Here is a 23,391-nt window from a genome sequence, read left to right as displayed (position 1 = left end):
TGGATTATCCTCGTCTTAAGATTCGCGTGCCATAGATTGGGTGATACGCATGCGCAGGCCAGCAGGCAGCGCAGCAATGAATTTCATAATCAGGGTAAATTTTCGTGGGAAGTGAATTTCCCAGCGACGGCTTCTCAGACCATCAATAATTTCTTCCGCTGCCTGTTCAGCACTGATGCGCATTGGCATTGGAAAATCATTTTTATCGGTGAGTGGCGTTTTAACAAAGCCAGGAGCAATCACAGAAACGTCGATGTGCTGTGGCGCCAGATCGATTTTCATCGCTTCAAGAAAATGAGTGGTTGCTGCTTTACTGGCGCCATAAGCCTGAGCACGGCTCAACGGCAGCCAGGCAACGCTGGAACTCATTCCCACCAGATAACCACGCTGGCTTTGTTTCAACAGAGGTAATACCGCTTCAACACAATTGGCCAGGCCAATCAGATTGGTATTAATAACCCGTTGAAATAACTGAGCATCAAACTGATTCACATCGACGTATTCGCAGGTACCAGCATTGGCAATTAAGGTATCGAGGCGACCGTACTTGTGCTCAATTTCATTAGCGGCCTGATGCACCGACCAGTTGTCGGTGATATCCATCGGCAGGCAAAGAATGTTATGTAATCCACTGTCCGCGCGGATTCGCTCCAGCGCTTCATGATTACGGGCGCTGATAACCAGTTGATGACATTGTTCTGCCAGTGGTTTTACCAGAGCTTCACCAATACCGGATGAAGCACCGGTTAACCAGATGACCTGCTTATTTAATGCCGGGGCTGTGCGTTGCATTGAGCTCATGACATGCGCTCCTTTAATTTGCGGATGGCCCAGCCGAGCAACGGCAAATGTTCATACAACATCTGGCCGCCATCAAAAAAATCGCGGTGTTGAATGATTTTGTCGTTATGCCAGATCAGTTCGCTGCCGCCATCAACGGTTACCGGGTTGCCGGAATTAATGCGCGGATGTTGATACACCATTTGCCAGCGTATAAAAGCGTGATTGTCGTCGTACCAGCAATGGCCAAAATCAAACTGAATGCTCTCGACGTTTTCGTACATGGACACAAAATAACGCGTCATGGCATCCAGGCCGTTTATCTTGTGGAACGGATCCCTGAACTGAATCGATTCACCGTAAACACTTGCCAGTGTGGCTTTATCAACGTTGCCACGTTGTAACTGGTGGTACAGATTCTGAAAGGCGGAAACAGCAGCGGCATTCATGATGACACTCCCGTCTGACGACCTTCTTCGAGAATGTGTTTCGGTACCGGATTGAGGCTGTGGATAATGCCAAGCCAGCTCATAACTTTAAGTACGTAATAGGTGATGTCGATCTGCCACCAATAAAATCCCTGGCGCGCGGATACTGCAAAGCGGTGATGGTTGTTGTGCCAGCCTTCACCCAGTGTCAGCAACGCAAGAAATGCATTGTTGCGACTCTGGTCTTTGGTTTTAAAGCGTTTATTGCCCCAGATATGACCCAGAGAATTAATCGCTACCGTTGAATGGAACAACATAACCGTGGAAACAAAAAATCCCCAGATCACTAACTGGAAGCCGTTAGTGTTCAGACCTGGGGCAAAATATGCTGCTAATTCTCCGGCCACATACAGCAGAGCAATTAACAGCAGGGGAGCAAAGCTGTCGAAGCGATCGAGCCAGCGAAGTTCCGGAAAACGGGAAAAATCTTTAATACGGCGATACTGTGTTTTAAAGCTGGCATCACAGGTAAACCAACCGACATGGCTCCACCAGAAACCACGTTGCACCGGTGAATGCAGGTCCTGTTCTGTATCGGAATACTGGTGGTGCGCACGATGGTGTGCTGCCCACCAGAGAGGGCCGCGTTGCGCTGCCATATTGCCCAGCAGCGCAAAAATAAACTGCCAGAAACGATTCGTCTTGTACGAACGGTGTGAAAAATAACGATGATAAAATGCCGTGATCGCAAACTGACGCAGCCAATATAACGCCAGGCAGGTAACAATGGCGGTGGTGCTGCTGTCGATGACAAAAGCGAACAGCGCAATCAGGTGCAGGGTAATAAAAGGAATAACTCTCACCCAATTAAATTGGGTTGAGTCCATTTCCTCCTGACCTGCAGCGGATGAATCAAACCAGCGAATTACATTGCGCCAGGGGGATAATTTCGTGTCCATCAGGCTTTCTCACTGCTGACTGCGCCAGCTCCGGTTAGAGTAAATAAATCCGTTTCAGGTGCTGCTTCGGTAATCCCTTCAGTTGCACCTGGTTGAGTTAACAGGCCTTCGCCTTTAAACGCTGCCAATGCCCGCAAGCGTGCGAATTTATGTTCAACCACTTCGTTGGCATAACCACACTGGCTGCGTTGAATGGCATTTGGCTGGTGTCTGGATTTGGCTGGCAAGGCGGCCAGCTCAGGAACAAATTGCGCAATAAATTCGCCATCAGGATCGAACTTCTGGGATTGCGTAATTGGATTAAAAATACGGAAGTAGGGAGCACCATCGGCTCCGGTTGATGCACTCCATTGCCAGCCGCCGTTATTTGACGCCAGATCAAAGTCCACCAGATGACTGGCGAACCAGGCTTCACCCCAACGCCAGTCGATCAGCAAATGTTTGGTCAGGAACATAGCGCTGATCATACGCAGTCGATTATGCATCCAGCCGGTTTCCAGTAACTGACGTTGCGCGGCATCGACAATCGGATAACCGGTTTCTCCCTGACACCAGGCATCAAAATCAGCTTTGCTGAAACGCCAGGGGACCGATTCGGTATCTTGTTTAAAGGCTTTATGTTTATTCAGGTCGGGGAAGGCGACCAATAAGTGGCGATAAAATTCCCGCCAGATGATTTCATTAATCCAGCTGTTCAGTCCTGGCTCACCGTCGGTCAGCATGCAGGCATTCATTTGCCAGGCACTGTATAGACACTGACGCGTACTGAGCAGACCAATACTGAGATAACATGACAAACGGCTGGTGGCAGGTTTCGCCGGGAAATCCCGCCAGTTGTGATAATCACACGCGCGTTGTTGCAGGAAGTCCTGTAATTGCTCGTGCGCTTGTTCTTCGTTAACCGGCCAGAGTGGATCACTAATTTCTTTGGCGTCGGTGGTATTACCCAGCTTTTCTTCAGCAAGTTTGGACATCGCGCTGGAAATACTTTTCTCAGCTTCTGCTGTTAAAAAATGGTTGTTCGATAGCGCTTCGGGTTTGTTGAGTGGTGGTTGCTGAAATTGTGGGAAGTGCTGACACCAGGCTTTACGAAAGGGTGAATACACTTTAAACATTTGTTGTTGTTTGTTCAGCACTTGCCCTGGCGGAATAATGCACTGATCGTGGTAACAAAACAGTTGTGGCGATTGTGCACGATTATTTTCAGCCCAGCGACTGAAAAACAGGTCGCGATTAATCTCATTAATTTCGTATTCGTAATTAAAGTACAGCTGTTCAATTTCGAGGGTTGTACACAGTGTTTTCAGTGCTTCTGCATTATCGCTGAAGGTATCACTATCAATGATTAACAGTGGAATATTCAGTGCTTTCAGTTGTTGTTCAAGCTGCATCAGAGCATTTACAGTTAACTGAATCAGGCGATCACCCATGCCATGCTGCTGCCATTGTTTGCGGCTGATAAAGCTGACTGCAATGACGTCGCTGCTCTGACCATTAGTGTTGTGGCAGGCGTGCCACAAAGCAGGGTTATCATGTACGCGTAAATCGCGGCGGAACCAAACCAGGCGTTTCATTATTGTTGTCCTCGCGGCAGTTCGGAAGGTGTATCAGAGTGAGCACCATTAGCGGTGATATAGGTTTTTATCCGTTCAGAAAAATCGCCGGTTAAATGATGTAAATGTTGTGGCGATGTGTCGCTGGCCTGAGTACCGGAAACAAAAAAACGATATTGTGGGCTGTCGTTAATACAGCTCAGCCAGCGCTGGTGATCGCTCTGGAAGCCCGGTGATAAATGCAGCCAGATCTTTTTGCAGTTCAGCTGTTCGCTGGCTTGCAGAATGTCTGCCGGTGTTAATTCATAACCGAAATATTCGATATGAAAAGATGCCGCGCCCAGTGCATAAGCCACAGCGAGCAGTTCCAGCTCTGCATCCACATGGTTAGCGACCAGCAATAACACATCACCCTGATTGTGTTTTTGTTGGTGTTGAATGTAATTGAGTAACTTACGCTTAAATTGCTGGATAAATACTTGTTGGTGCAGGTGGGAGTATTGTCGCAGGGTAAATAACACCGGCATTAAACAGTGCTGGTAATACACGGCCATTGGATAGTTGGCGAGGCCTTCACTCCATAAACTATCGAGTAAAGACAGGTTCAGATTTTTAATGCCGTCGAGCAGCTGTTGCTGTTGTACCTGCCATTCATCGTTCGAATTATCCAACCCGGATTTAATATCGTTATTCAGTAATAACTTCACCTGGCGGATCGGGTAACCCTGGTCGAGCCAATAAAGAATATGTTCAACCTGCTTAATATCATCGTCGTTATAAAAACGATGACCTTTATCGGTTCGTTGTGGCTGAACGATGCCATAACGACGTTCCCATGCTCTTAATGTCGCCGGGTTAACGCCGGTCAGCCGGGCAAATTCACGAATCGGATACAAGCCGGAAAACGAGCGTTGTATCGTCATCGTGTGCAGATCGTTATCAGATGGCATTACGCAGACCCAGCTGATATGGATATGGGTTTAAGTACACCTGCTTGTTGGCATAGTGTTGCTGCTGTTGATGACTCAAATGATGTTTCAGCAGAGTCAGCGGCACAATTAACGGTACGATGCCCTGGTGGTACTGTTTGATCAGGTCGGTCAGCTCTTGCTTGTCTCCGGCACTGAGGCAGTTTTTCAGATAGCCCTGCAGATGCATCAGAGTGTTTGTATGCATTTTGCGGGAAGCCGGTTTGGCCAGAGCAGTCATCAGCTGGCTGAAGTATTCCGTGGCTACCGTATGCAGCTCGGTTGTGCTGAGATCGGACAACAAACGGCCGAGGCTTTTATAGTGCTGCTGGCTGTGGGCCATCACCAGATATTTATAACGGGCGTGGAACTCAATCAGGTCTTTGGCGCTGTAGTCGCTGGCGATAAATTGTTGCCAGTCGTGGTAAGCAAATACCCGCACCAGAAAGTTTTCGCGTAACCCCGGGTCATTTAACCGACCGGCTTCCTCCACCGGCAGCAGAGGCTGCTTTTTACAGAACTCTTCGGCGTAAAGGCCACGGGCACTGCCTTCCGGCATGCCGTTTTCGAGATAACGTTTCACCCCAAACAAACCGCAGCTTGGGCTTTTCTGCATAAAAATGTAGCCGCACAGGTTGTTGTGCTTTTCGCCTTGTTCCTGACCGTAAGCGCGTAACTTATCGCTGACGTCCAGCTCGGCATCGCGGGTACCGCGAGCGAACACATTGGTGTCATCAGCGGATTCACTCACCAGACGGATCGGTTGTCTTGGGGTGCCCATGCCGATGGCAACTTCCGGGCAAAGTGGCACGTATTCAAAGTACTCGGCTAATACATCGGTACAGAAACGTGAACGTTTGTGGCCACCATCAAATCGTACTTGTTGCCCCATCAGGCAGGCACTGATGCCAATCGGGATTTTTACGCTGTTGGTTTGTTGCTCGCTCATATTCTCTACCTCGTTGTACATGAATGTTGTACATCTCTGTATAAGAAAAATTTAGCGGTACAGGGCTGCCTCTGTCAAAGGTTTTGTACAAGAAAAGTGTAAATTTGTATAAGAAATGGCTCTGACTATGGAAGAAACCGATATAAAAAAAGCCGTACAGCCGGAGAGGGTGGCTGTACAGCGGAAGGGAAGCGGGTGAGCCGGACCGGCTCCGTCAGTGATGGCTTAACTCAGCTGGCGAATAACAACCTGGCTGATGGCGCTGGCCACTTCGGGCTCCAGGCCAATTGGCGGGTGCAGTTCGAGCTCGCTGGCGAAGCCTTGCTGCTGCAGCGTTTGTTGAACAGTGTCGAGCATTTCCGGTACGTCTTTGCGCAGGTGGCGGCCGGCGGCGAAGAACAATGGCAGCACATCCACGTGTTCGTAGCCGCATTTCACCAGTTCGATCACCACATCTTCCAGCATGGGTTCGGCCAGCTCCATGTATGCCAGTTTCAGTGGCGTACCGGCGGGCAGTTGCTGCGCGATGCTGTTTTTCAGCTGATCAAAAGGCTCCAGCCAGTGTGGGTCAGAGCTGCCATGGGCGAGCAATACGGTTGCTTTTTTCACCTGAGAATTCCCGGGTCAGTTATTAATAAATTGCTGTGCGGCCTGCTGACCACTGAGCCAGGCACCTTCAACCGCACCCTGATCAACCCAATCGCCGCAAACGGCCAGCTGCTGTTGCTGGTCGACCAATGAACCTTTGTGTAACGGCTGATCAACAATGGCGTACAGCCAGCGATGCAGCCAGCTTTCAGTCGGGACTATGGCATCACTTTGCATCACTTCAAAGAAGGCATCCAACATCAGTTGCTGTACATGATCACGCGGGCTTTCGGTGTGCGTGCGTGCCCAGTCGTGGTTGGCGTGTACCACCCAGGTTGTGAGGTTCTGGTCACGTTCGGGCTTGCTGGAGTTCTGCGAAATCCAGTCAACAATCGGGTGCTTAACAAATGCCCCTTTCACGTCATTTGCCTGGTCATTACTGAGGCCCTGGTCAAATGCCAGCAACAGGGTAAAGGTTGGCATCAGATCAACATCACATTGTGCCGCCAGCTCCGGTGCGATCTGCTGCAGCAATGGCTGTGCCTGTAACGGTGGGGTGTTAATGATCAGGCCATCAAAGTCGCCGAAGTTATTACCCATATCGTCTTCAAGCTGCCAGCTTTCGCCATGTCGGCGGCATTCAGTGATGCGTGTACTGGCATGAAACTGATCTGCGCACTCCAGTAATTTGCGGCTCAGTGCGGTCATGCGGCTGACGCCGACGTAACGTTCAACATCATCCGGAGATTCATGGATACCGTCGGCATTAATAACGTGTGGCTGGAAATTCCAGTGCTGGATCCAGCCTTCTTTCTGCCACTGATGCAGTGCTTTGGTGAACGCGCCGTTGTGGCTGCGCATAAACTGTGCGCCCATATCCCAGCTGGCATCACCCACTTTTTTGGTAGCCAGGCGGCCGCCGGAACCACGACTCTTATCAAACACGGTGACCTGATGGCCGTGTTCCTTCAGTAATTGCAGTGCACTGAGACCCGCCATACCGGCGCCTACGATCGCAATATGTGCCATAGGATGAGATTCCTTAAACCTTGTACAACAAAATGTTAAATCTTCATTGGCTAGCAAGTGTATCTCGATTTGCTATATAGTCCAAATGTTGTATAACATTTGTATAGCTAATAGAGCTTAATGCTGATAATGAGGACAAAAGCATGACTTATAAGGCGCCCCTGCGCGATATGCAATTCGTATTGTACGAGGTACTGAACGGTGATCAGGTACTGCCATCTTTACCGGGTTTCGAAGACTCAACCCGCGAAATCATGGACGCCGTGCTGACCGAAGGTGCGAAGCTGGCTGAAAACGTGATGGCTCCGCTGAACATGCCGGGTGACCGCGAAGGTTGTCAGTACGATCCTGAAACCAAAACCGTCACCACGCCGAAAGGTTTCCGCGAAGCTTACCAACAGTTCGCTGAAAACGGTTGGACGGCACTGTCTTCACCGGTGGAATACGGCGGTCAGGGTTTACCTCACACGCTGAACACGCTGGCGGAAGAGATGGTGTGCTCCGCTAACCTGTCGCTGGGTATGTACCCGGGCCTGACGCACGGCGCAATTAATGCGCTGCTGAGCTACGGCTCTGACGAACTGAAAAACAAATTCCTGCCGCAGCTGATCAGTGGTGAGTGGACCGGCACCATGTGTCTGACTGAACCGCACTGTGGTACTGACCTGGGTCTGATCCGCACCAAAGCTGAACCTCAGGCCGATGGTTCGCACGCCATTTCCGGTACCAAGATCTGGATCACCGGTGGTGAACACGATCTGGCCGATAACATCGTTCACCTGGTGCTGGCTAAGCTGCCGGATGCGCCGGGTGGTTCAAAAGGTATTTCATTGTTCCTGGTGCCTAAGTTCCTGGATGACGGCAGCCGTAACCCGGCTTTCTGTGGTGGTCTGGAACACAAAATGGGTATTAAGGGTTCAGCCACCTGTGTGATGAACTTTGAGCAGGCGAAAGGCTGGCTGATCGGTGAGCCACACAAAGGCTTGCAGGCGATGTTCGTGATGATGAACAGCGCGCGTCTGATGGTTGGCCTGCAGGGTCTGGGGATTGCCGAAGCGGCGTACCAGACGTCACTGGAATTTGCTAAAGACCGCCGTCAGTCGCGCTCTCTGGCGGGTCCACAAGAGCCAGACCAGGCGGCGGACTGCATCATTGTGCATCCGGACGTGCGTCGTATGTTGTTACGTCAGAAAGCCATCATTGAAGGTGGTCGTGCGCTGGCGTACTTCACCGCGATGCAGCTGGACGTGTCTCAGCACGGTGCCAGCGAAGAAGATCGCGAACACGCTGATGATATGGTTCAGCTGTTAACGCCAGTGGTAAAAGCCTTCCTGACCGATGAAGGTTTCTTCTGTGCTAACGACGGTCTGCAGCTGATGGGCGGCAATGGTTTTACCCAGGATTGGCCGGTTGAGCAGTACGTACGTGACTCTCGTATTACCCGTATTTACGAAGGCACCAATGGCATCCAGGCGCTGGATCTGGTGGGTCGTAAGCTGGGTATGGCGGGTGGTCGTCCGTTGAAACGTTTCTTCGCTATGCTGGAAAGCTACTGCAAAGAAAACGAAGGCGCGCCACACATTGGTGAACTGAAAGCCGCCATGGCGAAACTGCAGAAAGCCACCATGTGGCTGATGCAAAACGGCATGACGGATCGTGAACAGGCAGGTTCGGCAGCAACGCCATACCTGCGTCTGATGGCGTTAACCTCGCTGGCGTACTTCTGGAGCCGTATGGCGCTGACAGCACGCGAACAGCTGGATAACGGTACAACAGAGACCGATTTCTATCAGGCTAAACTGAACAGTGCTGAATTCTATATGGCGAAAATTCTGCCACAGAGCAGTGCACTGATGAGCGAAATTGAATCCGGCAAAGACAGCCTGATGGCAATGACGCTGGCGCAGTTCTGATATTGCCAGTCTGTATCTGCTGAAATCATGAGGAGACGATTATGAATAAAACAATTCTGATCACCGGTGGTACCGGGTTTATCGGCCAGCGTCTGGTAGATGACTGGGTTACGGAAGGTCATCACGTTGTTATTTATAGTCGTCGTCCGGATTGGGTGAAGCGGCGTTGGGGAGGCCGTGTTGAGGCGGCCTCTTCACTGGCGACGCTGAATCAGCGTTTTGACTGGCTGGTAAATCTGGCCGGTGAAGGCATCGCTGATAAGCGGTGGAGCGCTAAACGTAAACAGCAGCTTCGCCAGTCACGTATCGATCTTTCCAGAGACTTATTGCAATGGGCGCAAGACAGCCAGCAACATTTTGATCTGGTGCTGTCCGGCTCTGCGATTGGTTTTTATGGCTCACACATGGACGATGAGCAGCAGGGAACCGGTTTTACTGAACAATCTGCTAACGGCGCTGGCTTTGCTTCACAGCTGTGTCGCGACTGGGAAACGGTTGCCCACGAATTTGATGACCTTTGTGAACGTTTGGTGATTTTGCGCACCGGCGTGGTACTGGGGCAACACGGCGGCATGCTGGCCCGACTGTGGCTGCCATTCAGCCTGGCACTGGGCGGTGTGATTGGTAGCGGTAACCAGGTCTTATCGTGGATTCATATGGATGACTATCGTCGTGCCATCCACTTTCTCAGTAAGAACTCAGTGGCGGGGGCCGTGAATATGACCTCGCCCCAGGCGGTCACTAATCGCCAATTCACCAAAGCACTTGGCCAGGTTATGTCACGGCCAACCATTGCGCCAATGCCGGGCTTTGCTGCTGAACTCTTGTTTGGTGAAATGTCAGAGCTGTTACTTGAAGGGCAGCGGGTTTTACCGCAGCAATTACTGAGTCAGGGTTTTGTGTACGACTATGCTGACATTCACGACGCTTTGCGGGAAATTCATGCTCATTGGTGATAGCCAGACGCTTTAAACGATCAGCGCGAAAGACATTGCCGACCAATGTATAGAAATACAGTACTTACTGATATGTAAGAGACTGTGAACACAATGTAAAACCCATTTTTTTGACGCCTGTCTAACCTAGCAAACCCTTGTTTTTGCATCGTATTTCCGACAAATTCCCGCCGCTTTTGTGAGGTTACAAAAAGACTGTAGTTTTGTGTTATTCCGCATTGCGGTAGCGGGTAGGAGAAGCTAAACCTAAAGATAATTAAGTTGTTACCGATACAGGTTTATTTCCCCTATGAGCATCAGTCGTCAAACTCTTGAACAAAATTTGTACGAATTCGATCAGGGATATCGCGTTACCTATGTGAACTTTTCACGGGCTAACGAATTAACGGATGCACAATTAATTCTGACACTGGAACGGGATTGCGAGCGTAAGACCTTTGCCTTCTCTCAACCTCAGTTCAGTGATGTGAATAAAAATCTGGTGGCCAGCCATGGTATTTACATTGCGGCAATCAAAAGCTCACCGCTGTCGCCTAACCGTATTGAGGTGGGTGATTCTGAAGGTGGCTTTGCATACTTTACCGCGAAGAATGTAAAAAACATTACACCCGCAGCCTGATTTGAGGCTCCGGAAAAGGAATCCGGAGTCCATCGAATAAAGCACCCTGTAGGTTAGCACCCAGTGAAAAGCCCGGCAGATATGCCGGGCTTTTTTTTATGTGACTTTTATTACTGAACTCAGCGAATATCTTGCTCTGATCCTTTATAATAACAGCGATTATTTCCGGTAAGGTTGCGTATTATGACGATTAAAATCAGTGCATTAAAAAAGCGGGATCATATTGAAAAAGTGATCATCCATTCTCTTGATTTATGTCTGTATCAGGCTTCTGCAATCATTGATGACAAAGAAGAATTTATTACTGACGATAAGGGTAAATTATTGCGCAGTCATAATGTTTTATCGTTCCAGGCGATGTTTGAAAAATATCCGATTAAAAACCTGGTCGTGCGTCATACCAGTGCTTACGATGAAATGGTGGGGCAGCCTATCCGTGAAGTCAGTAACGCGATTGAGGTACCCTTTGGCAGAAATCAGCTTGGCAGTGCTAACGGCGTTTCGGCTACCGAGCATTAACCGGTTGTCAGAACATTTAATAACTGGTAAATGACAGTAATCAGAACAAGGTCATTTGCTGAGAATTGTTCTGACGTTTTTTTCTGGAGTTGATCTTCTGGCTGTTGGCTTTTAAACCATTATTTTTTGAACCACTGCTTTTCGCAGCCGTTTTCATAGCATTGCGACGATGGTTCCGATTCTTACGTGAACCGTGTTTATCTCCGATTTGATGCGCTTCCCGGCGGAAGTCAGCATCCCTTACTCCGCTAATTAAATGACGTGCTTTACGGCAGGCATCGCTGAAATCAACCAATGGCACCGGATAGTTTTTTCCCAGAATACAATTGTATGATTGCTGCAACTTTTCCGGCATGAGCCAAGGGTGATGAATCCAGCTGGTAGGTACCTGGCGTAATTCCGGTAACCACTGGCGAATAAAATTCCCTGATGGATCTAATTTCTGCGCTTGCAGAGTTGGGTTATAAATTCGTGGCATATTGATGCCGGTTGTACCAGCCTGCATCTGAGCTTGTGGATAATGAATTCCGGGTTCGTAATCAACAAACAGTTGCGCCAGAAAAGGAGCGGTAACCTGCCAGGGAAGCCACAAAGGATAACTGGCCACCGACATCAGCATGGCGCGCATACGAAAATTAATCCAGCCATGATGATGCAGGTAACGCATACAGGCATCCACCATGGGCCAGCCAGTATTGCCGGTTTTCCAGGCAATTAACCACTGCGGATTATAGTGCTGGCGTAACTCATTATAAGCCGGATGCAGGTTACGCCATTCCATATCCGGTTGATCTTCCAGCTTCTGAATAAAATGGCAGTGCCACCACAGGCGACTTTCGAAAGCTTTTAAGCTGTTTTTCCAATAACGGGTAGGCTGTTGCTGCTGGGTTAACTGCACGGCGGTTAATACTTCCCGCATACTCAGGCAACCGTAAGCCAGATACGGGCTCAGCCGCGAGCAGGCATGCCCAGCCGTGATTGGTGAGCTGATGGATGACCGGTAAAACTCTCCGCGTTGTTGCAGAAAACCGGTTAGCAGCGCCAGCCCTTGTTGGCGACCGCCATACCGACGACCCGGACACGGCAGTGTTAATTTTCCATAATCATTGTTCAACTCAGCAGCAGGCAGTTCATGATCCCGGGTAAATACATGCCATTGAATGGTGCTTGTGATTGAGTTGTGCGACGGAGTGTCGAATGGTTGTTGCATAAACCGTTGCCAGTTTTGCGCCCAGTGATCGCGTCCGGGATTGGGCCTGACGACTCCGAATTGCTGGTATTGCTGCCAGCTAATCTGATGTTGCCGACACCAGTCAGCCACCTGAATATCACGCTGATACGTCCAGTAATTACCGGTTTCTTCGTGGCTATGCAGGGTAAACTGACCCAGTTTATTTTTTAGCTGCATCAACAATTGAACAACATTGCCCTGAAATATCTGCAACTGGCCATCAAGCTGGTGATTCAGATCGGATAATGATTCTCTGACAAATTGCCACTGGCGCACGCTGGTGTCGGGCAGTTGCCAATAGTCTTGTTCCAGACAATAAAACGCCAGGACCGGCCCTGACTGAGCCGCCTGATAAAGCGCCTGATGATCCGCACTGCGAAGATCTCTTTTAAACCAAACCAGTTGCAGCATCTTTTTCCGTCGCGATCGGAGCAGGGTAATCGGGCAGCAAGGATTCGCCACGGCTGTGTTGCTGAATTTGTCTCAAGCTGTAATGTGCCAGCTGTGGCAGCCATAACTTAATATGAGTTAATTCCGGATCATAATTTTGCAGCTGGAAATTAATATTAAAAATCCGTCCTTGTCCCGGACTGCTGCGGGGATCCTGGCCAGCACCGGCGAGGTATGCCCAGTTGCCCCAGTTACTGGCAACGTCATAATCCACCAGATGGCGCTCGAAAAAGGCGGCACCTAAGCGCCAGTCGAGTTTCAGGTATTGAATAAAATAACTGGCCAGGTTTTGCCGCATACGGTTAGAGCTGTAGCCAGTGGCGATTAATTCTTTGATACCTGCGTCGATTAAAGGCACACCGGTTTCAGCCGCAACCCATTTATTCCAGTGGCTGGCATTAAATCGTGGAGGTGTCAGTGGCTCGTCTTTAATGCCCTGATAACGGAAAAATTTTCGACCGTAAATCCGCATACTCCAATGAAAATACTCACGCCACAACAGTTCTTGTTTGAACCATTGGCTGTGTTCATTTTCACCATGTTGCTGTTCCCAGCGTTCGGTTTCATACCAGACATTACGCACAGATAATGCGCCCCATGCCAGGTGGGCACTGAGCTGTGATGAAAAATTTAATCCACAAAGCTGATTTCGGCTGGTTTTATAATGCAGCAGTCCACGGGCTTGCCAGAGGTAGGAGGACAAATGTGCGAGTCCGGCATTTTCACCGCCAATCAGGCTGAACGATTGTCCGGGTTCTTGGTTGTATGCATGTTGACTGCCGTTAAAATCATTATGCCAGGGGATCGATGGTATACGTTCATCGAAGTGATCGGACAAGTGGCTGATGGTTACCGGCGGTTTTGGAGCGTCGGGAATAATGGCCTGTTTTTCAACTTTTCGTCGGAACGCACTGAAGGACGTTGGCCAGCGTTCAAATAAATGCCCGATTTGTTGTGCTTCAAATAAAGTTTGGTTGTTGTATAGCGTTAAAGGTATGGCTTGGTGTTGCAGCTGATCCAGCCAGTAACTTTCTTCCGGGGCCTGAGCATGCTGGGTAAATATCTGTTGCATGCCTTGTTTTTTCCAATCACGGAATAATTCGTCAGGCTGCTGATACACCATCTTAAAATCGATATTCTGTAACGCCAGTTGCCGTTGCAGATCGATTAAACATGCGCGTAAAAAACGCGCTTTAGCCAGACCTATCCGGCCGGTTTCCGCTGCACATTCAGGTGGGGTACTCAAGCTGAAAGGCGTTTTTTCATCCGGGTTTAGCCAGAACGGTGGCATAATAAAAACCACCCGCAGTGGCAGTCCGGCTTGTTTGGCCAGTGAAAAGCCCGGGTTGTCATTCAGACGTAAATCCTGACGTAACCAGATTACATTAAAATTCATCTTCTACCTGACCTGCATGGCATAAATTCGGCGTTACTGGCTGAGATTTTTGTTTCGATTTTCTCCGGCAAGCGTCGCTGCAATATTTTACTTCTTCCCAGCAGCGATGCCATTTCTTACGCCAGGCAAAGGGGCGTTGGCACTGCTGGCAGGTTTTTTCCGGTAAATTCACTTTTTTGTGCGCCATGGTTACAACTCCTCAATATGCTCAAGAAGGTATTCAGCACGGTGAATAATGGCCTGCTGTTTTTCGTCTGCCATTTTTGTCCAGCTGCGATAGATCATTGCCATACGGGGATTTTTTTCGAATTGTTGCTGATGTCTTTGAATAAAGTGCCAGTACAGACTGTTAAAAGGACAGCTGTTTTCTTCACTGGAGGTTTTTACGGAGTAGCTGCAGTGTTTGCAGTAATCCGACATTTTATTGATGTAGTTACCCGATGCGGCATACGGTTTACTAGCCAGGTAGCCACCGTCTGCGTGCATTACCATTCCCAGGGTGTTGGGAAGTTCCACCCAATCATAGGCGTCGGCATAAACCGCCAGATACCAATCACAAACCTGTTGTGGAGTGATGCCCGCTAACAGTGAAAAATTGCCGGTAATCATTAAACGCTGAATATGATGGGCATACGCATTACGAAAAGTACTTTCGAAACATTCACTCATACATTTCATGCGTGTATTGCCATGCCAGAAATAACCCGGTAACTGGCGCTGGTTGTTTAATTGGTTTTGTTGTCCGTATTGCGGCATTAATAACCAATAGATACCGCGTACGTATTCACGCCAACCGATAATCTGACGAATAAAACCTTCGGCTGCGTTTAACGGCGCTTTGCCTTGCTGGTAAGCCAGCTCCACTTGTTGGCAGACTTCCAGCGGTGTTAACAAACCACAATTGAGATAGGGTGCAATCAGGCTATGAAATAAGGTGTGTTCACCACTAACCATCGCGTCCTGATAATCGCCAAAATGTGGCAACCGATGTTGAATAAAATGGCTGAGTTCTGCTTGTGCCTGTTCCCGGGTTGTCGCCCAATTAAAATGTTCCATAGTGCCGGGATGTTTTGGAAATTCACGTTCCACCAGTTCAAGCACTTGCTGGTCAATCTCATCCTGCTCGTGGCGGATACGGGGAACCAGCGCCACTGCGCCTTTGTAACGCTTGCGATTATCCTGGTCGAAATTCCACTGGCCTCCGCAGGGTTCACCTTGCTCCATTAACAATCCGGTTTTGCGCCGCATTTCGCGATAGAAGAATTCCATACGCAGTTGTTTACGGCCGCTGGCCCAGCTTTTGAACTCTTCCTGAGAGCTGATAAAGCGATCGTCCTGATAACACTCAACCGGCAGCGATAATTGATTTTGCCAGTCTTCGTCGATCGCTCGTTGCAATCGGTGCTCACCGCATTCAGTTACGACTAAAGTCTCTATGTCGTATTCAAAACAAACGGCTTGTATAACTTCTACCAGGCTGCGATGGGGGCTGTCCGGTTGATAATGATGGTAATGAATACGCCATCCGGCCGCCTGCAATTGCGCGCTGAAATGACGCATGGCACTGAACAGTAACGCTATTTTCTGCTTGTGATGGGCCACATATTGCGCTTCTTCAGCGACCTCAGCCATTACCAGCATATCCTGCTCGGGGTCCAGTGCGCGCAGACTGGCGAGATTGGTTGTCAGTTGATCAGCAAGTATCAGCCCAAGCTTCATAACCTACTCATGTATTACTGATGTATAGGTAATGTATAGGTATTGGCTTTTTTAGTCCAGAGTCATGAACCTGAGTAAACATGCCTTGTCTCAATGAAACTGTCTTTCCTGACGACTTTGACTTTTATCTACGCCAGCCGGGCAGTAACCTGATGCCGTTATGATGAGAGGTGACTATGCCCGAAGATATTTTATTAATTGCTGCTTATGGTGTGCTGGTGTTACTTGGCGTACTGGCCATCTTGTCGCTTGCGGCTTTGGTGTGGCTGGTATTTGCGTATTTTGTTGATGTAACCCAAACACGCCATACCGTCAGGCGGAATTTCCCGGTGATTGGGCGCTTCCGTTATTTCTTTGAGCATCTGGGAGAATTTTTTCGCCAGTATTTTTTTGCTATGGATCGCGAGGAAATGCCATTTAATCGGGCCGAGCGGGCCTGGGCTTATAAAGCCGCTAAAAAAGTGAATACTACGGTTGCGTTTGGTTCTACCCGCCGGCTGGATTTACCCGGCACAGTGTTGTTTGTGAACAGCCCATTCCCGGCATTAAAAAAGACCTTTGCCGAACCGGCGGAAATCACCATTGGTGAAAACTGTCGCCATCCTTTTACCACCAAGTCTCTGATTAATATTTCCGGCATGAGTTATGGCGCTTTATCCAAGCCTGCGGTTCAGGCTTTATCCCACGGTGCCAAGCAAGCAGGTTGTTGGATGAACAGCGGTGAGGGAGGTGTATCGCCTTTTCATCTGGAAAGTGGCTGTGATCTGGTGGCTCAGATTGGCACCGCCAAATACGGTGTGCGTACGCCTGAAGGTGAACTGGACGAAGAAAAGTTAAAAGCCATTGCCGCCCATGAACAGGTGCGGATGTTTGAGATTAAGCTCAGTCAGGGTGCTAAGCCTGGCAAAGGTGGCATGTTACCGGGGGCCAAAGTCTCCGCAGAAATTGCCGCTATTCGTGGTATTCCCGAAGGCGAAGACTCCATCAGTCCAAACGGCCATCCGGATATCCGCTCGGTGGATGATTTGCTCGATATGATTGCCCGGGTACGCGCGGTGACCGGTAAGCCGGTGGGTTTTAAAACCGTACTGGGTGGCATGGACTGGATTCAGGATTTGTGTCACGAAATCATGCTGCGGGGTGTTGAATCTGCTCCAGACTTTATCACCCTGGATGGCGCTGAAGGCGGCACCGGTGCGGCGCCACAACCGCTGATGGATTATATGGGACTGCCGTTAAGTCAGTCGTTACCCATGCTGGTTGATACATTGGATGAATTTAATTTGCGCCCGCGGATTCGTGTTATTGCGTCGGGCAAGTTGATTAATCCGGATCGGGTAGCCTGGGCCTTATGTACCGGCGCCGATTTTGTCGTTTCTGCCCGCGGCTTTATGTTTGCTCTGGGTTGTATTCAGGCGCTGCAGTGTAACTCCAACACCTGTCCGACTGGCATTACGACACACGATCCTAAGTTACAGAATGGTCTGGTGGTTAAAGATAAAGCCCGTCGTGTCGCGCAATACGTTGATTCGATGATTCAGGAAGTGGGCATTATTGCGCACTCTTGTGGTGTTGATGAACCACGCCGCCTGAAGCGCAGCCATGCCCGTATCGTTCAGCCCAGTGGTGCCGCAGTGTTGTTATCTGACTTGTATGCCAGCAACGACTTTCGCTCGGATGGAGATTTTCGTCATGGCTGAGGCGAGTTGATGTTCCTCAATAATCTGTAAATTTATATGAGACATTATTGTCTCATATTGGCTTTGGGTATATCTTTTCATTAGTGAAAACAAATGAAGAGGAAACCTGGCTATGAAAAAATTAGTCTCAGTGGTGTTTTCGGCAGCGTTAATTGCCGGTTGTGGCAGTGACAACAAAAAATCTGACGATAACGTGCGTGAATTTACGGCAGTGGCCGCTAAAGGCGAGCTGCTGCGTTACAGCGTTAATGAGAGCAAGAAGAGCTATCGCTATGAAATTATCGACAGTGCTTTTGGCCTCAACGGTAAGACCGGTAGTGGCACTTATAAAGTGGAAGCGGATGGTTCGTTAACCGTTTCGGAAAACGCGGCGGGCAGCCAGTCTAAGATGTATCTGCTGCCTAACGGCCTGGTGCTGGGTGCCATCACCGAAGAGTTCACCTATAACGGCGTTAAAGCGCGTCAGACCACTCCGTTTCTGGGTATTCAGAACCTGGTTGAAGACCTGAATGCCGGTGCCGGTAAATACAATTACATTGGCCAGTTCTGTGGCCATCAGCCATCCATCTGTACCGATTATGGCACTTTCCAGATTAAGGCCGACGCCACCTGGGTGAAGTGTGATCGTGAAAACAATGCTGATGAAAACAGCTGTAATAAACGTGCCAGCGGCACCATGGAACACCTGGGTGACGGTCGCTGGCAGTTGATGCGTAACGGCCGCCATATCGGCACAGCCCTGATGTTTACCTCCGGAGATCAGAAAGTGTCTCTGATTGATTTACGTGATTACAGCAGCCAGGGTTTAGGCACCGGTATTATTTTCGCAAGTTCGCAACAACCGGTGAACGACGGTGACAATGTTGGCACCTGGTTCTACAACGACGATCGTGGCCGTGGTGGTATTGCCCGGGTGGGTAAAAATGACTACGTCGTCAGCTCCGACGACTTTAAGCGCAAATACAGCTTTACCAATAATTCGCCGTGGGTCGGTTTCCAGACGTCACCGGCTAACGAGCGCAGTATCTTTACCGGTGCGGGCGTGTTCGTCAGCGAATTAAACGGTAGCCTGTTATTTGGTATTAAAAAATAATTTATATAACCCTGGGATATTAAGTAATCCGATCCCGGGGTTATATCTTGTTAATAGAGCCCGGGTTATTTACTGATAGTTACGTTAGCAATTACTTTGTTGATTTATGTCATCTGGGGGTTACCTCAGCTGGACGATGACTGATTTATCACTATATTTGTCACAATAACAAAAACTCGTGACTATTTTTTAATGCGGTATTTAGTTTCATGGCCCAGCTGAAACGCAACATCTGGACTATCTATTTTATATTCTTGCTGGGAAGTATTGTTTTAGCTGGCGTTATTGCCAGTTATCGTTGGCAGGGTGTTGTTAACGAATATAAACAGCAGCATATCCACCGGGCAGAGCAGGTTGCGTCTGCCATTCATGCCGTTTTTGTCAGTCAGGAAATGTTGCTGGATGTATTAGGCCAGCAATTATTACGTGAACACACCGATCTGACACATCCACAATCGCCCAAGCTACTCGATGATTTATTATTGGTTAACCCCTGGGTGTCGGGTTTTGGCCTGGCCCGTCCGGACGGCAAACTGGTGCTGGTTAACTCGGCTCAGGACAAAAGCCTGTTGCCGAACCTGGCGACACAGGAAAGCAGCCGCGACTCCTTTCGCCAGACATTGTCGTCATACAGCATGGTCGTTGGCCGTACTTATTATCTGAAAGCCATGAGTGAGTGGGGCATTCCTATTCGTAAAGCTTTGCGTGATAACGACGGCAATGTGCTGGCGGTGATGACCGCCGGTATTCGTATTCGTGGTGCCTCAAAAATATTTGAGAAAGACCTGCATTATGGTGCCACCGACGAGGTTAACCTGATTCGTGGCAGTGATTTTTACCTGCAATACCATTCATCCAATGCCAATAACCTCGATACGATTTATCAGAAGCCTTTATCGGACACGACACTGGACAATGGTTTTTCAGCCTTAATGGAAGCCGCTAATACCGACTTTGCAGGTATTCGTCAGTTAACCGGTGCGCTGGGGTATACGGTTGAACGTTATGGCAAGCAACGGATTGAAGCGACTCTGTATGACAGTCGTTACGATTTGTGGGTGTCGTCATCGGTTGATTTTAACGATGTGGTGGTGGAATTTATTCCGACGCTGATGACCTACGCGGCGATTTTTCTGGTCGTACAGCTGATGATTCTGTTCTTATTTCGTTCTATTGCAGCTGCCGACAAAAAGACGCGCGACCATCTGGAATATCAGGCGGCTCACGATGTGTTAACCGCCTTACCTAACCGCTATTTTCTCGTTGATCGGACTTCTCACCTGATTGATATTGGTGTGGAACGTTTCAGTTTATTATTTATCGATATTGATAACTTCAAAGGCATTAATGATAACTTTGGTCACGATGTTGGTGACCAGGTATTGCAGGATCTGGCCCAGCGACTGAACAGTATTATTGATAAGTCGGAGTTATTAGCGCGTCTGGGTGGTGATGAATTTGTCGTGATTACCACCAAATATGACGAGCAGGAATTAAAAGCCTGTGCCGAGAATATTATTGCCAGTCTGGGCAAGGTATTCAGCGTGCGTAATATGCAGTTTCATCTGGGCGCCAGTATCGGTATTGCCCGTTATCCCCAGCATGGTGATTCCCTGAACGCATTATTACGTGCGGCGGATATCGCTATGTACGAAGCCAAGAAAGATAAAAACAGCGTTGTTATTTATCGCGACGAAATTGAAGACACGTACCTCAGGCACAATCGCATCGAGCAACTGTTACGTCTGGCGCGTCATCGCAACGAGCTCTTTATGGTGTATCAGCCGCAGGTTGATCAGGCTGGCACTTTGGTCGGGGTGGAAGCACTGGTGCGCTGGAATAACGCCGAGTTAGGGTTTGTGTCGCCGGATCAGTTTATTGCCGTAGCTGAAACCAGTGGTCTGATGACGGAGTTGGGCAATTTTATTATTGAGCGCAGTTTGCAGGATATCCGCCAGGTTCAGGATGCACTGGCGCAACACTTTAACTTGTCGCTGAATATCTCCGTACGTCAGCTGTTGCAGCCCGGCTTTGTTGAAATGCTCGGTGATATGATCCAGCGATACCGGTTTTCGCCACACGAAATCGTACTGGAGATTACCGAAAACCTGTTTATCGAAGATATGAATAACGTTGGCTCGGTTATTTTTACGTTACGTGATCGTGGATTTAACATCTCGCTGGATGATTTTGGTACCGGCTACTCGTCACTGAGTGTGCTGCAGAAATTGCCGATTGATGAACTGAAGGTGGATAAAAGCTTCGTTGATGATATTCATCATGACGAAAAAGCCCGCAAGATGATTAAAAACATCATCGCTATTGGCAAGAACTACGGCATGTCGGTGCTGGCGGAAGGAGTCGAAACCGAGCAGCAGGCCTGTATGCTGAATACCTTCGGCTGTGATTATTATCAGGGCTACTGGTTCTCTAAGCCTCTTGATGTTGAGGCTTTGTGCCATTTTGTTCAGGCAGCCGACGACAGTCGTGTGATTGATAATGTTTGTGGTGAAATGCTTGACCTCAACTTAGATTGAGGTCTTAACATCCCTGTGTCTGCAATTAATCGACAGGAACACGGGCATGCCTACACACAACGAATTCCATGCTTTTTATGTAATTGAAAAAGCGTCTCAGCGCAGCCGCCGCATCAGTTCAGCTAATCGCGCTAAAGCACTCAAAGCCAGTCAGCCAAAGCCTGCGCCTTATGCCGTTGCTAAGGTGGTAACTGAGCAGGCTGCTTTCAGCTCCTGAACAGCCGACAGCAGACCAGCTCAGATGGCTGAAAGCAGAATTGGTTATCTGAGTACAGGACGCTGCAGAATCAGATCTGCTGCTCTGGCCGCCATGGCGATAACGGTGGCATTGGTATTAGCGCTGATCTGATCCGGGAAGACCGATGCGTCCATAATTCTCAGTCCATGACAGTGATGCACCTGCAGCTGGTCATTAACTACGGAATCTTGTGAGCTGGTGCCCATACGACAGCTACTCACCGGGTGGTAGACGTGGTTCGCTTTATCGCGAATAAAAGCGGTTAACTCTTCATCCGTGGTTTTATGATTACCCGGAAACACCTCTTGCAGCTGATACTGTGCCAGTGCTGGTGATTGAATGATGTTGCGGGCGTGGCGAATACCTTTGATCAACGGCTGAATATCTTCTTTGTTCGTTAACAAACCTAAATGAATATCTGGTGCTGATGCCGGATTATTATCCCTCAGCCGTATTTGCCCGCGGCTTTTCGGGCGCAGCAGAGTAATGTGCATGGAAAAGCCCCAACCCATCATAAAGAGCAGATTACGGCCATGATCATCAAATAACCCCGGGGTACACATCAGTTGTAAATCCGGTGCTGATTGCTGCTCATCGGAGTAAATAAAACCACCGGCTTCAATCAGGCAGCTGCTGAGTAACCCTTGATGTCTGGGTTGTTTTAATGGCCGGAAATACTTCCCCGCTTCTCTGATCAGTCGTGGCAACATGGCCGGAGAAAAGCTTAGGCTGGAGCGTTTGATCTTTGTATGTTTCGCCCGGTTAACGACTACCACATCAAGGTGTTCCTGCAGATGTTTACCCACGGCTGGCAGCGCCAGACGGCACGGAATCTGGTGGCGTTGTAGCTCTTGCGGGTCTCCGATACCGGATAACATCAACAGCTGCGGGCTTTGAAACGCTCCGGCGGATAAGATGACTTCTTTATTGGCAGCGATATGCCTGACTGAGCCCGACTTGCGTGATAACTGAATTTCGACCCCTGTGGCTGTCAGTTGATCGTCCGCCGTGGTTTCTGTGAGTACTTTATTCACCTGACAGTTGCTAACAACCGTCAGATTTTTTCGTGTCAAGGCCGGGTGAAGAAAGGCATGGGCACTGGAACAGCGTTCGCCGTTATCAATGGTGGCCTGATATAAACCGACCCCATTTTGTTCTGCGCCATTAAAGTCATTATTATACGGTTGGCCAGCCTGTTGTGCGGCGGCGACAAAGTCGCGACTGATTGGTTGAACATCATTCAGATCGCTGACGACTAATTCGCCATCAACACCATGAAAATGATCGTCTTTAAGCTGTGGCCGTTGTTGTTTCATGGTGGCGCGAAAGTAGGGTAATAAATCCTCATAACCCCAGCCATTGGCGCCAACAGAAATCCAGCGCTGGTAATCCTGCTGGTGGCCACGGGTATACACCATGGCATTAATTGCGCTGCTGCCTCCCAGTGTTTTTCCTCTGGGGTTGTACACCTGACGATGATTCAGTTCTTTGCCTTCCTGGCTGGAAAACTTCCAGTTGTATTTTTTCCATTGAATCAGGGCGGCGACCAGAGCCGGAATCCGGATTGCTGCTGAATTGTCCACAGGTCCCGCTTCCAGTAAGCACACGGAATATTGGCCATCGGCTGATAATCGATTGGCCAGAACACACCCGGCGGAACCGGCACCGACAATAATAAAGTCGAATTTCTGGGGAAATGTTTCTGGCAGGTTATCGGCTTGGTAAATGGGCATGGTCTCAACTTACAGCGGTGTTAACTGGCTATC

General features: G+C 49.1%; 21 protein-coding genes. 8 read left to right on the top strand and 13 right to left on the bottom strand.

Translation table 11 applies throughout. The features are described 5' to 3' along the window. Positions 1–15: 15 nt before the first annotated feature. The 8 genes from ACOQOZ_RS09025 to ACOQOZ_RS08990 form a co-directional block, all read right to left on the bottom strand. Positions 16–801 (bottom strand): SDR family NAD(P)-dependent oxidoreductase, encoded by a 786-nt coding sequence (locus ACOQOZ_RS09025; protein ID WP_420591940.1) that lies wholly within the window; start codon positions 799–801, stop codon positions 16–18. Beyond that, complete coding sequence (locus ACOQOZ_RS09020; RefSeq protein WP_420591939.1) at positions 798–1,229, bottom strand: nuclear transport factor 2 family protein; 432 nt, start codon at positions 1,227–1,229, stop codon at positions 798–800. Before ACOQOZ_RS09020 ends, ACOQOZ_RS09025 begins: the two co-directional genes overlap by 4 nt. Continuing rightward, positions 1,226–2,167: an acyl-CoA desaturase gene (locus ACOQOZ_RS09015; protein ID WP_420591938.1), complete on the bottom strand. Its 942-nt coding sequence runs from the start codon at positions 2,165–2,167 to the stop codon at positions 1,226–1,228. The genes ACOQOZ_RS09020 and ACOQOZ_RS09015 overlap by 4 nt, the downstream gene beginning before the upstream one ends. After that, entirely contained in the window at positions 2,167–3,741 is a 1,575-nt protein-coding gene (phrB, locus tag ACOQOZ_RS09010; protein ID WP_420591937.1) for a deoxyribodipyrimidine photo-lyase, read from the bottom strand. Before phrB ends, ACOQOZ_RS09015 begins: the two co-directional genes overlap by 1 nt. Continuing rightward, a complete protein-coding gene (locus ACOQOZ_RS09005; RefSeq protein ID WP_420591936.1) occupies positions 3,741–4,670 on the bottom strand; it encodes a MerR family transcriptional regulator in 930 nt (309 codons plus the stop codon). The genes phrB and ACOQOZ_RS09005 overlap by 1 nt, the downstream gene beginning before the upstream one ends. Further along, positions 4,660–5,637 carry a YbgA family protein gene (locus ACOQOZ_RS09000; protein WP_420591935.1) on the bottom strand — a complete coding sequence of 326 codons (978 nt, stop codon included), beginning with the start codon at positions 5,635–5,637 and terminating at the stop codon, positions 4,660–4,662. Before ACOQOZ_RS09000 ends, ACOQOZ_RS09005 begins: the two co-directional genes overlap by 11 nt. A gap of 225 nt (positions 5,638–5,862) precedes the next feature. Next, positions 5,863–6,246, bottom strand: a complete 384-nt coding sequence (locus ACOQOZ_RS08995; RefSeq protein WP_420591934.1) for a sirohydrochlorin chelatase — start codon at positions 6,244–6,246, stop codon at positions 5,863–5,865. Positions 6,247–6,261: 15 nt separating this feature from the next. Beyond that, positions 6,262–7,254: an NAD(P)/FAD-dependent oxidoreductase gene (locus ACOQOZ_RS08990; RefSeq protein WP_420591933.1), complete on the bottom strand. Its 993-nt coding sequence runs from the start codon at positions 7,252–7,254 to the stop codon at positions 6,262–6,264. Between the two features lie 143 nt (positions 7,255–7,397). Here ACOQOZ_RS08990 and ACOQOZ_RS08985 point away from each other — a divergent pair, with 143 nt between their 5' ends. The 4 genes from ACOQOZ_RS08985 to ACOQOZ_RS08970 all read left to right on the top strand — a co-directional run bounded on the left by ACOQOZ_RS08985 (position 7,398) and on the right by ACOQOZ_RS08970 (position 11,261). Further along, positions 7,398–9,167, top strand: a complete 1,770-nt coding sequence (locus ACOQOZ_RS08985; RefSeq protein WP_420591932.1) for an acyl-CoA dehydrogenase C-terminal domain-containing protein — start codon at positions 7,398–7,400, stop codon at positions 9,165–9,167. Between the two features lie 41 nt (positions 9,168–9,208). Further along, entirely contained in the window at positions 9,209–10,123 is a 915-nt protein-coding gene (locus tag ACOQOZ_RS08980; protein ID WP_420591931.1) for a TIGR01777 family oxidoreductase, read from the top strand. A gap of 289 nt (positions 10,124–10,412) precedes the next feature. Continuing rightward, entirely contained in the window at positions 10,413–10,742 is a 330-nt protein-coding gene (locus tag ACOQOZ_RS08975; RefSeq protein ID WP_068659300.1) for a hypothetical protein, read from the top strand. 183 nt (positions 10,743–10,925) lie between these two features. Further along, complete coding sequence (locus ACOQOZ_RS08970) at positions 10,926–11,261, top strand: DUF6482 family protein (protein ID WP_420591930.1); 336 nt, start codon at positions 10,926–10,928, stop codon at positions 11,259–11,261. A 40-nt stretch (positions 11,262–11,301) separates the two neighbouring features. Here the strand turns inward: ACOQOZ_RS08970 and ACOQOZ_RS08965 are convergent, their stop codons facing one another. From ACOQOZ_RS08965 to ACOQOZ_RS08950, 4 genes are read right to left on the bottom strand one after another with little or no spacing between them, the layout of a single operon-like run. Continuing rightward, the gene (locus ACOQOZ_RS08965; RefSeq protein ID WP_420591929.1) at positions 11,302–12,903 is read right to left on the bottom strand and encodes a deoxyribodipyrimidine photo-lyase/cryptochrome family protein; all 1,602 of its coding nucleotides are present in this window, start codon (positions 12,901–12,903) and stop codon (positions 11,302–11,304) included. Then, entirely contained in the window at positions 12,881–14,338 is a 1,458-nt protein-coding gene (locus ACOQOZ_RS08960) for a DASH family cryptochrome (RefSeq protein ID WP_420591928.1), read from the bottom strand. The genes ACOQOZ_RS08965 and ACOQOZ_RS08960 overlap by 23 nt, the downstream gene beginning before the upstream one ends. Next, positions 14,328–14,525, bottom strand: coding sequence for a DUF2256 domain-containing protein (locus tag ACOQOZ_RS08955; protein ID WP_420591927.1), 198 nt, complete (start codon positions 14,523–14,525; stop codon positions 14,328–14,330). Before ACOQOZ_RS08955 ends, ACOQOZ_RS08960 begins: the two co-directional genes overlap by 11 nt. Positions 14,526–14,527: 2 nt before the next feature. Next, a complete protein-coding gene (locus ACOQOZ_RS08950) occupies positions 14,528–16,057 on the bottom strand; it encodes a cryptochrome/photolyase family protein (protein ID WP_420591926.1) in 1,530 nt (509 codons plus the stop codon). A gap of 176 nt (positions 16,058–16,233) precedes the next feature. On the opposite strand from ACOQOZ_RS08950, the gene ACOQOZ_RS08945 reads away from it, so the two are divergent. The 4 genes from ACOQOZ_RS08945 (at position 16,234) to ACOQOZ_RS08930 (ending at position 21,604) form a co-directional block, all read left to right on the top strand. Beyond that, positions 16,234–17,757: an FMN-binding glutamate synthase family protein gene (locus ACOQOZ_RS08945; protein ID WP_420591925.1), complete on the top strand. Its 1,524-nt coding sequence runs from the start codon at positions 16,234–16,236 to the stop codon at positions 17,755–17,757. A gap of 112 nt (positions 17,758–17,869) precedes the next feature. Then, entirely contained in the window at positions 17,870–18,850 is a 981-nt protein-coding gene (locus tag ACOQOZ_RS08940) for a hypothetical protein (protein WP_420591924.1), read from the top strand. Positions 18,851–19,059: 209 nt separating this feature from the next. Further along, complete coding sequence (locus ACOQOZ_RS08935; RefSeq protein WP_420591923.1) at positions 19,060–21,387, top strand: bifunctional diguanylate cyclase/phosphodiesterase; 2,328 nt, start codon at positions 19,060–19,062, stop codon at positions 21,385–21,387. Between the two features lie 46 nt (positions 21,388–21,433). Then, the gene (locus ACOQOZ_RS08930; protein WP_420591922.1) at positions 21,434–21,604 is read left to right on the top strand and encodes a hypothetical protein; all 171 of its coding nucleotides are present in this window, start codon (positions 21,434–21,436) and stop codon (positions 21,602–21,604) included. Positions 21,605–21,648: 44 nt separating this feature from the next. On the opposite strand, the gene ACOQOZ_RS08925 is transcribed toward ACOQOZ_RS08930, so the two are convergent. Then, positions 21,649–23,358 carry a GMC family oxidoreductase gene (locus tag ACOQOZ_RS08925; RefSeq protein WP_420591921.1) on the bottom strand — a complete coding sequence of 570 codons (1,710 nt, stop codon included), beginning with the start codon at positions 23,356–23,358 and terminating at the stop codon, positions 21,649–21,651. Between the last annotated feature and the right edge of the window lie 33 nt (positions 23,359–23,391).

This window comes from Bacterioplanoides sp. (assembly GCF_965219715.1).
GTDB lineage: Bacteria > Pseudomonadota > Gammaproteobacteria > Pseudomonadales > Oceanobacteraceae > Bacterioplanoides.
This window is presented reverse-complemented; position numbering and strand designations above follow the sequence as displayed.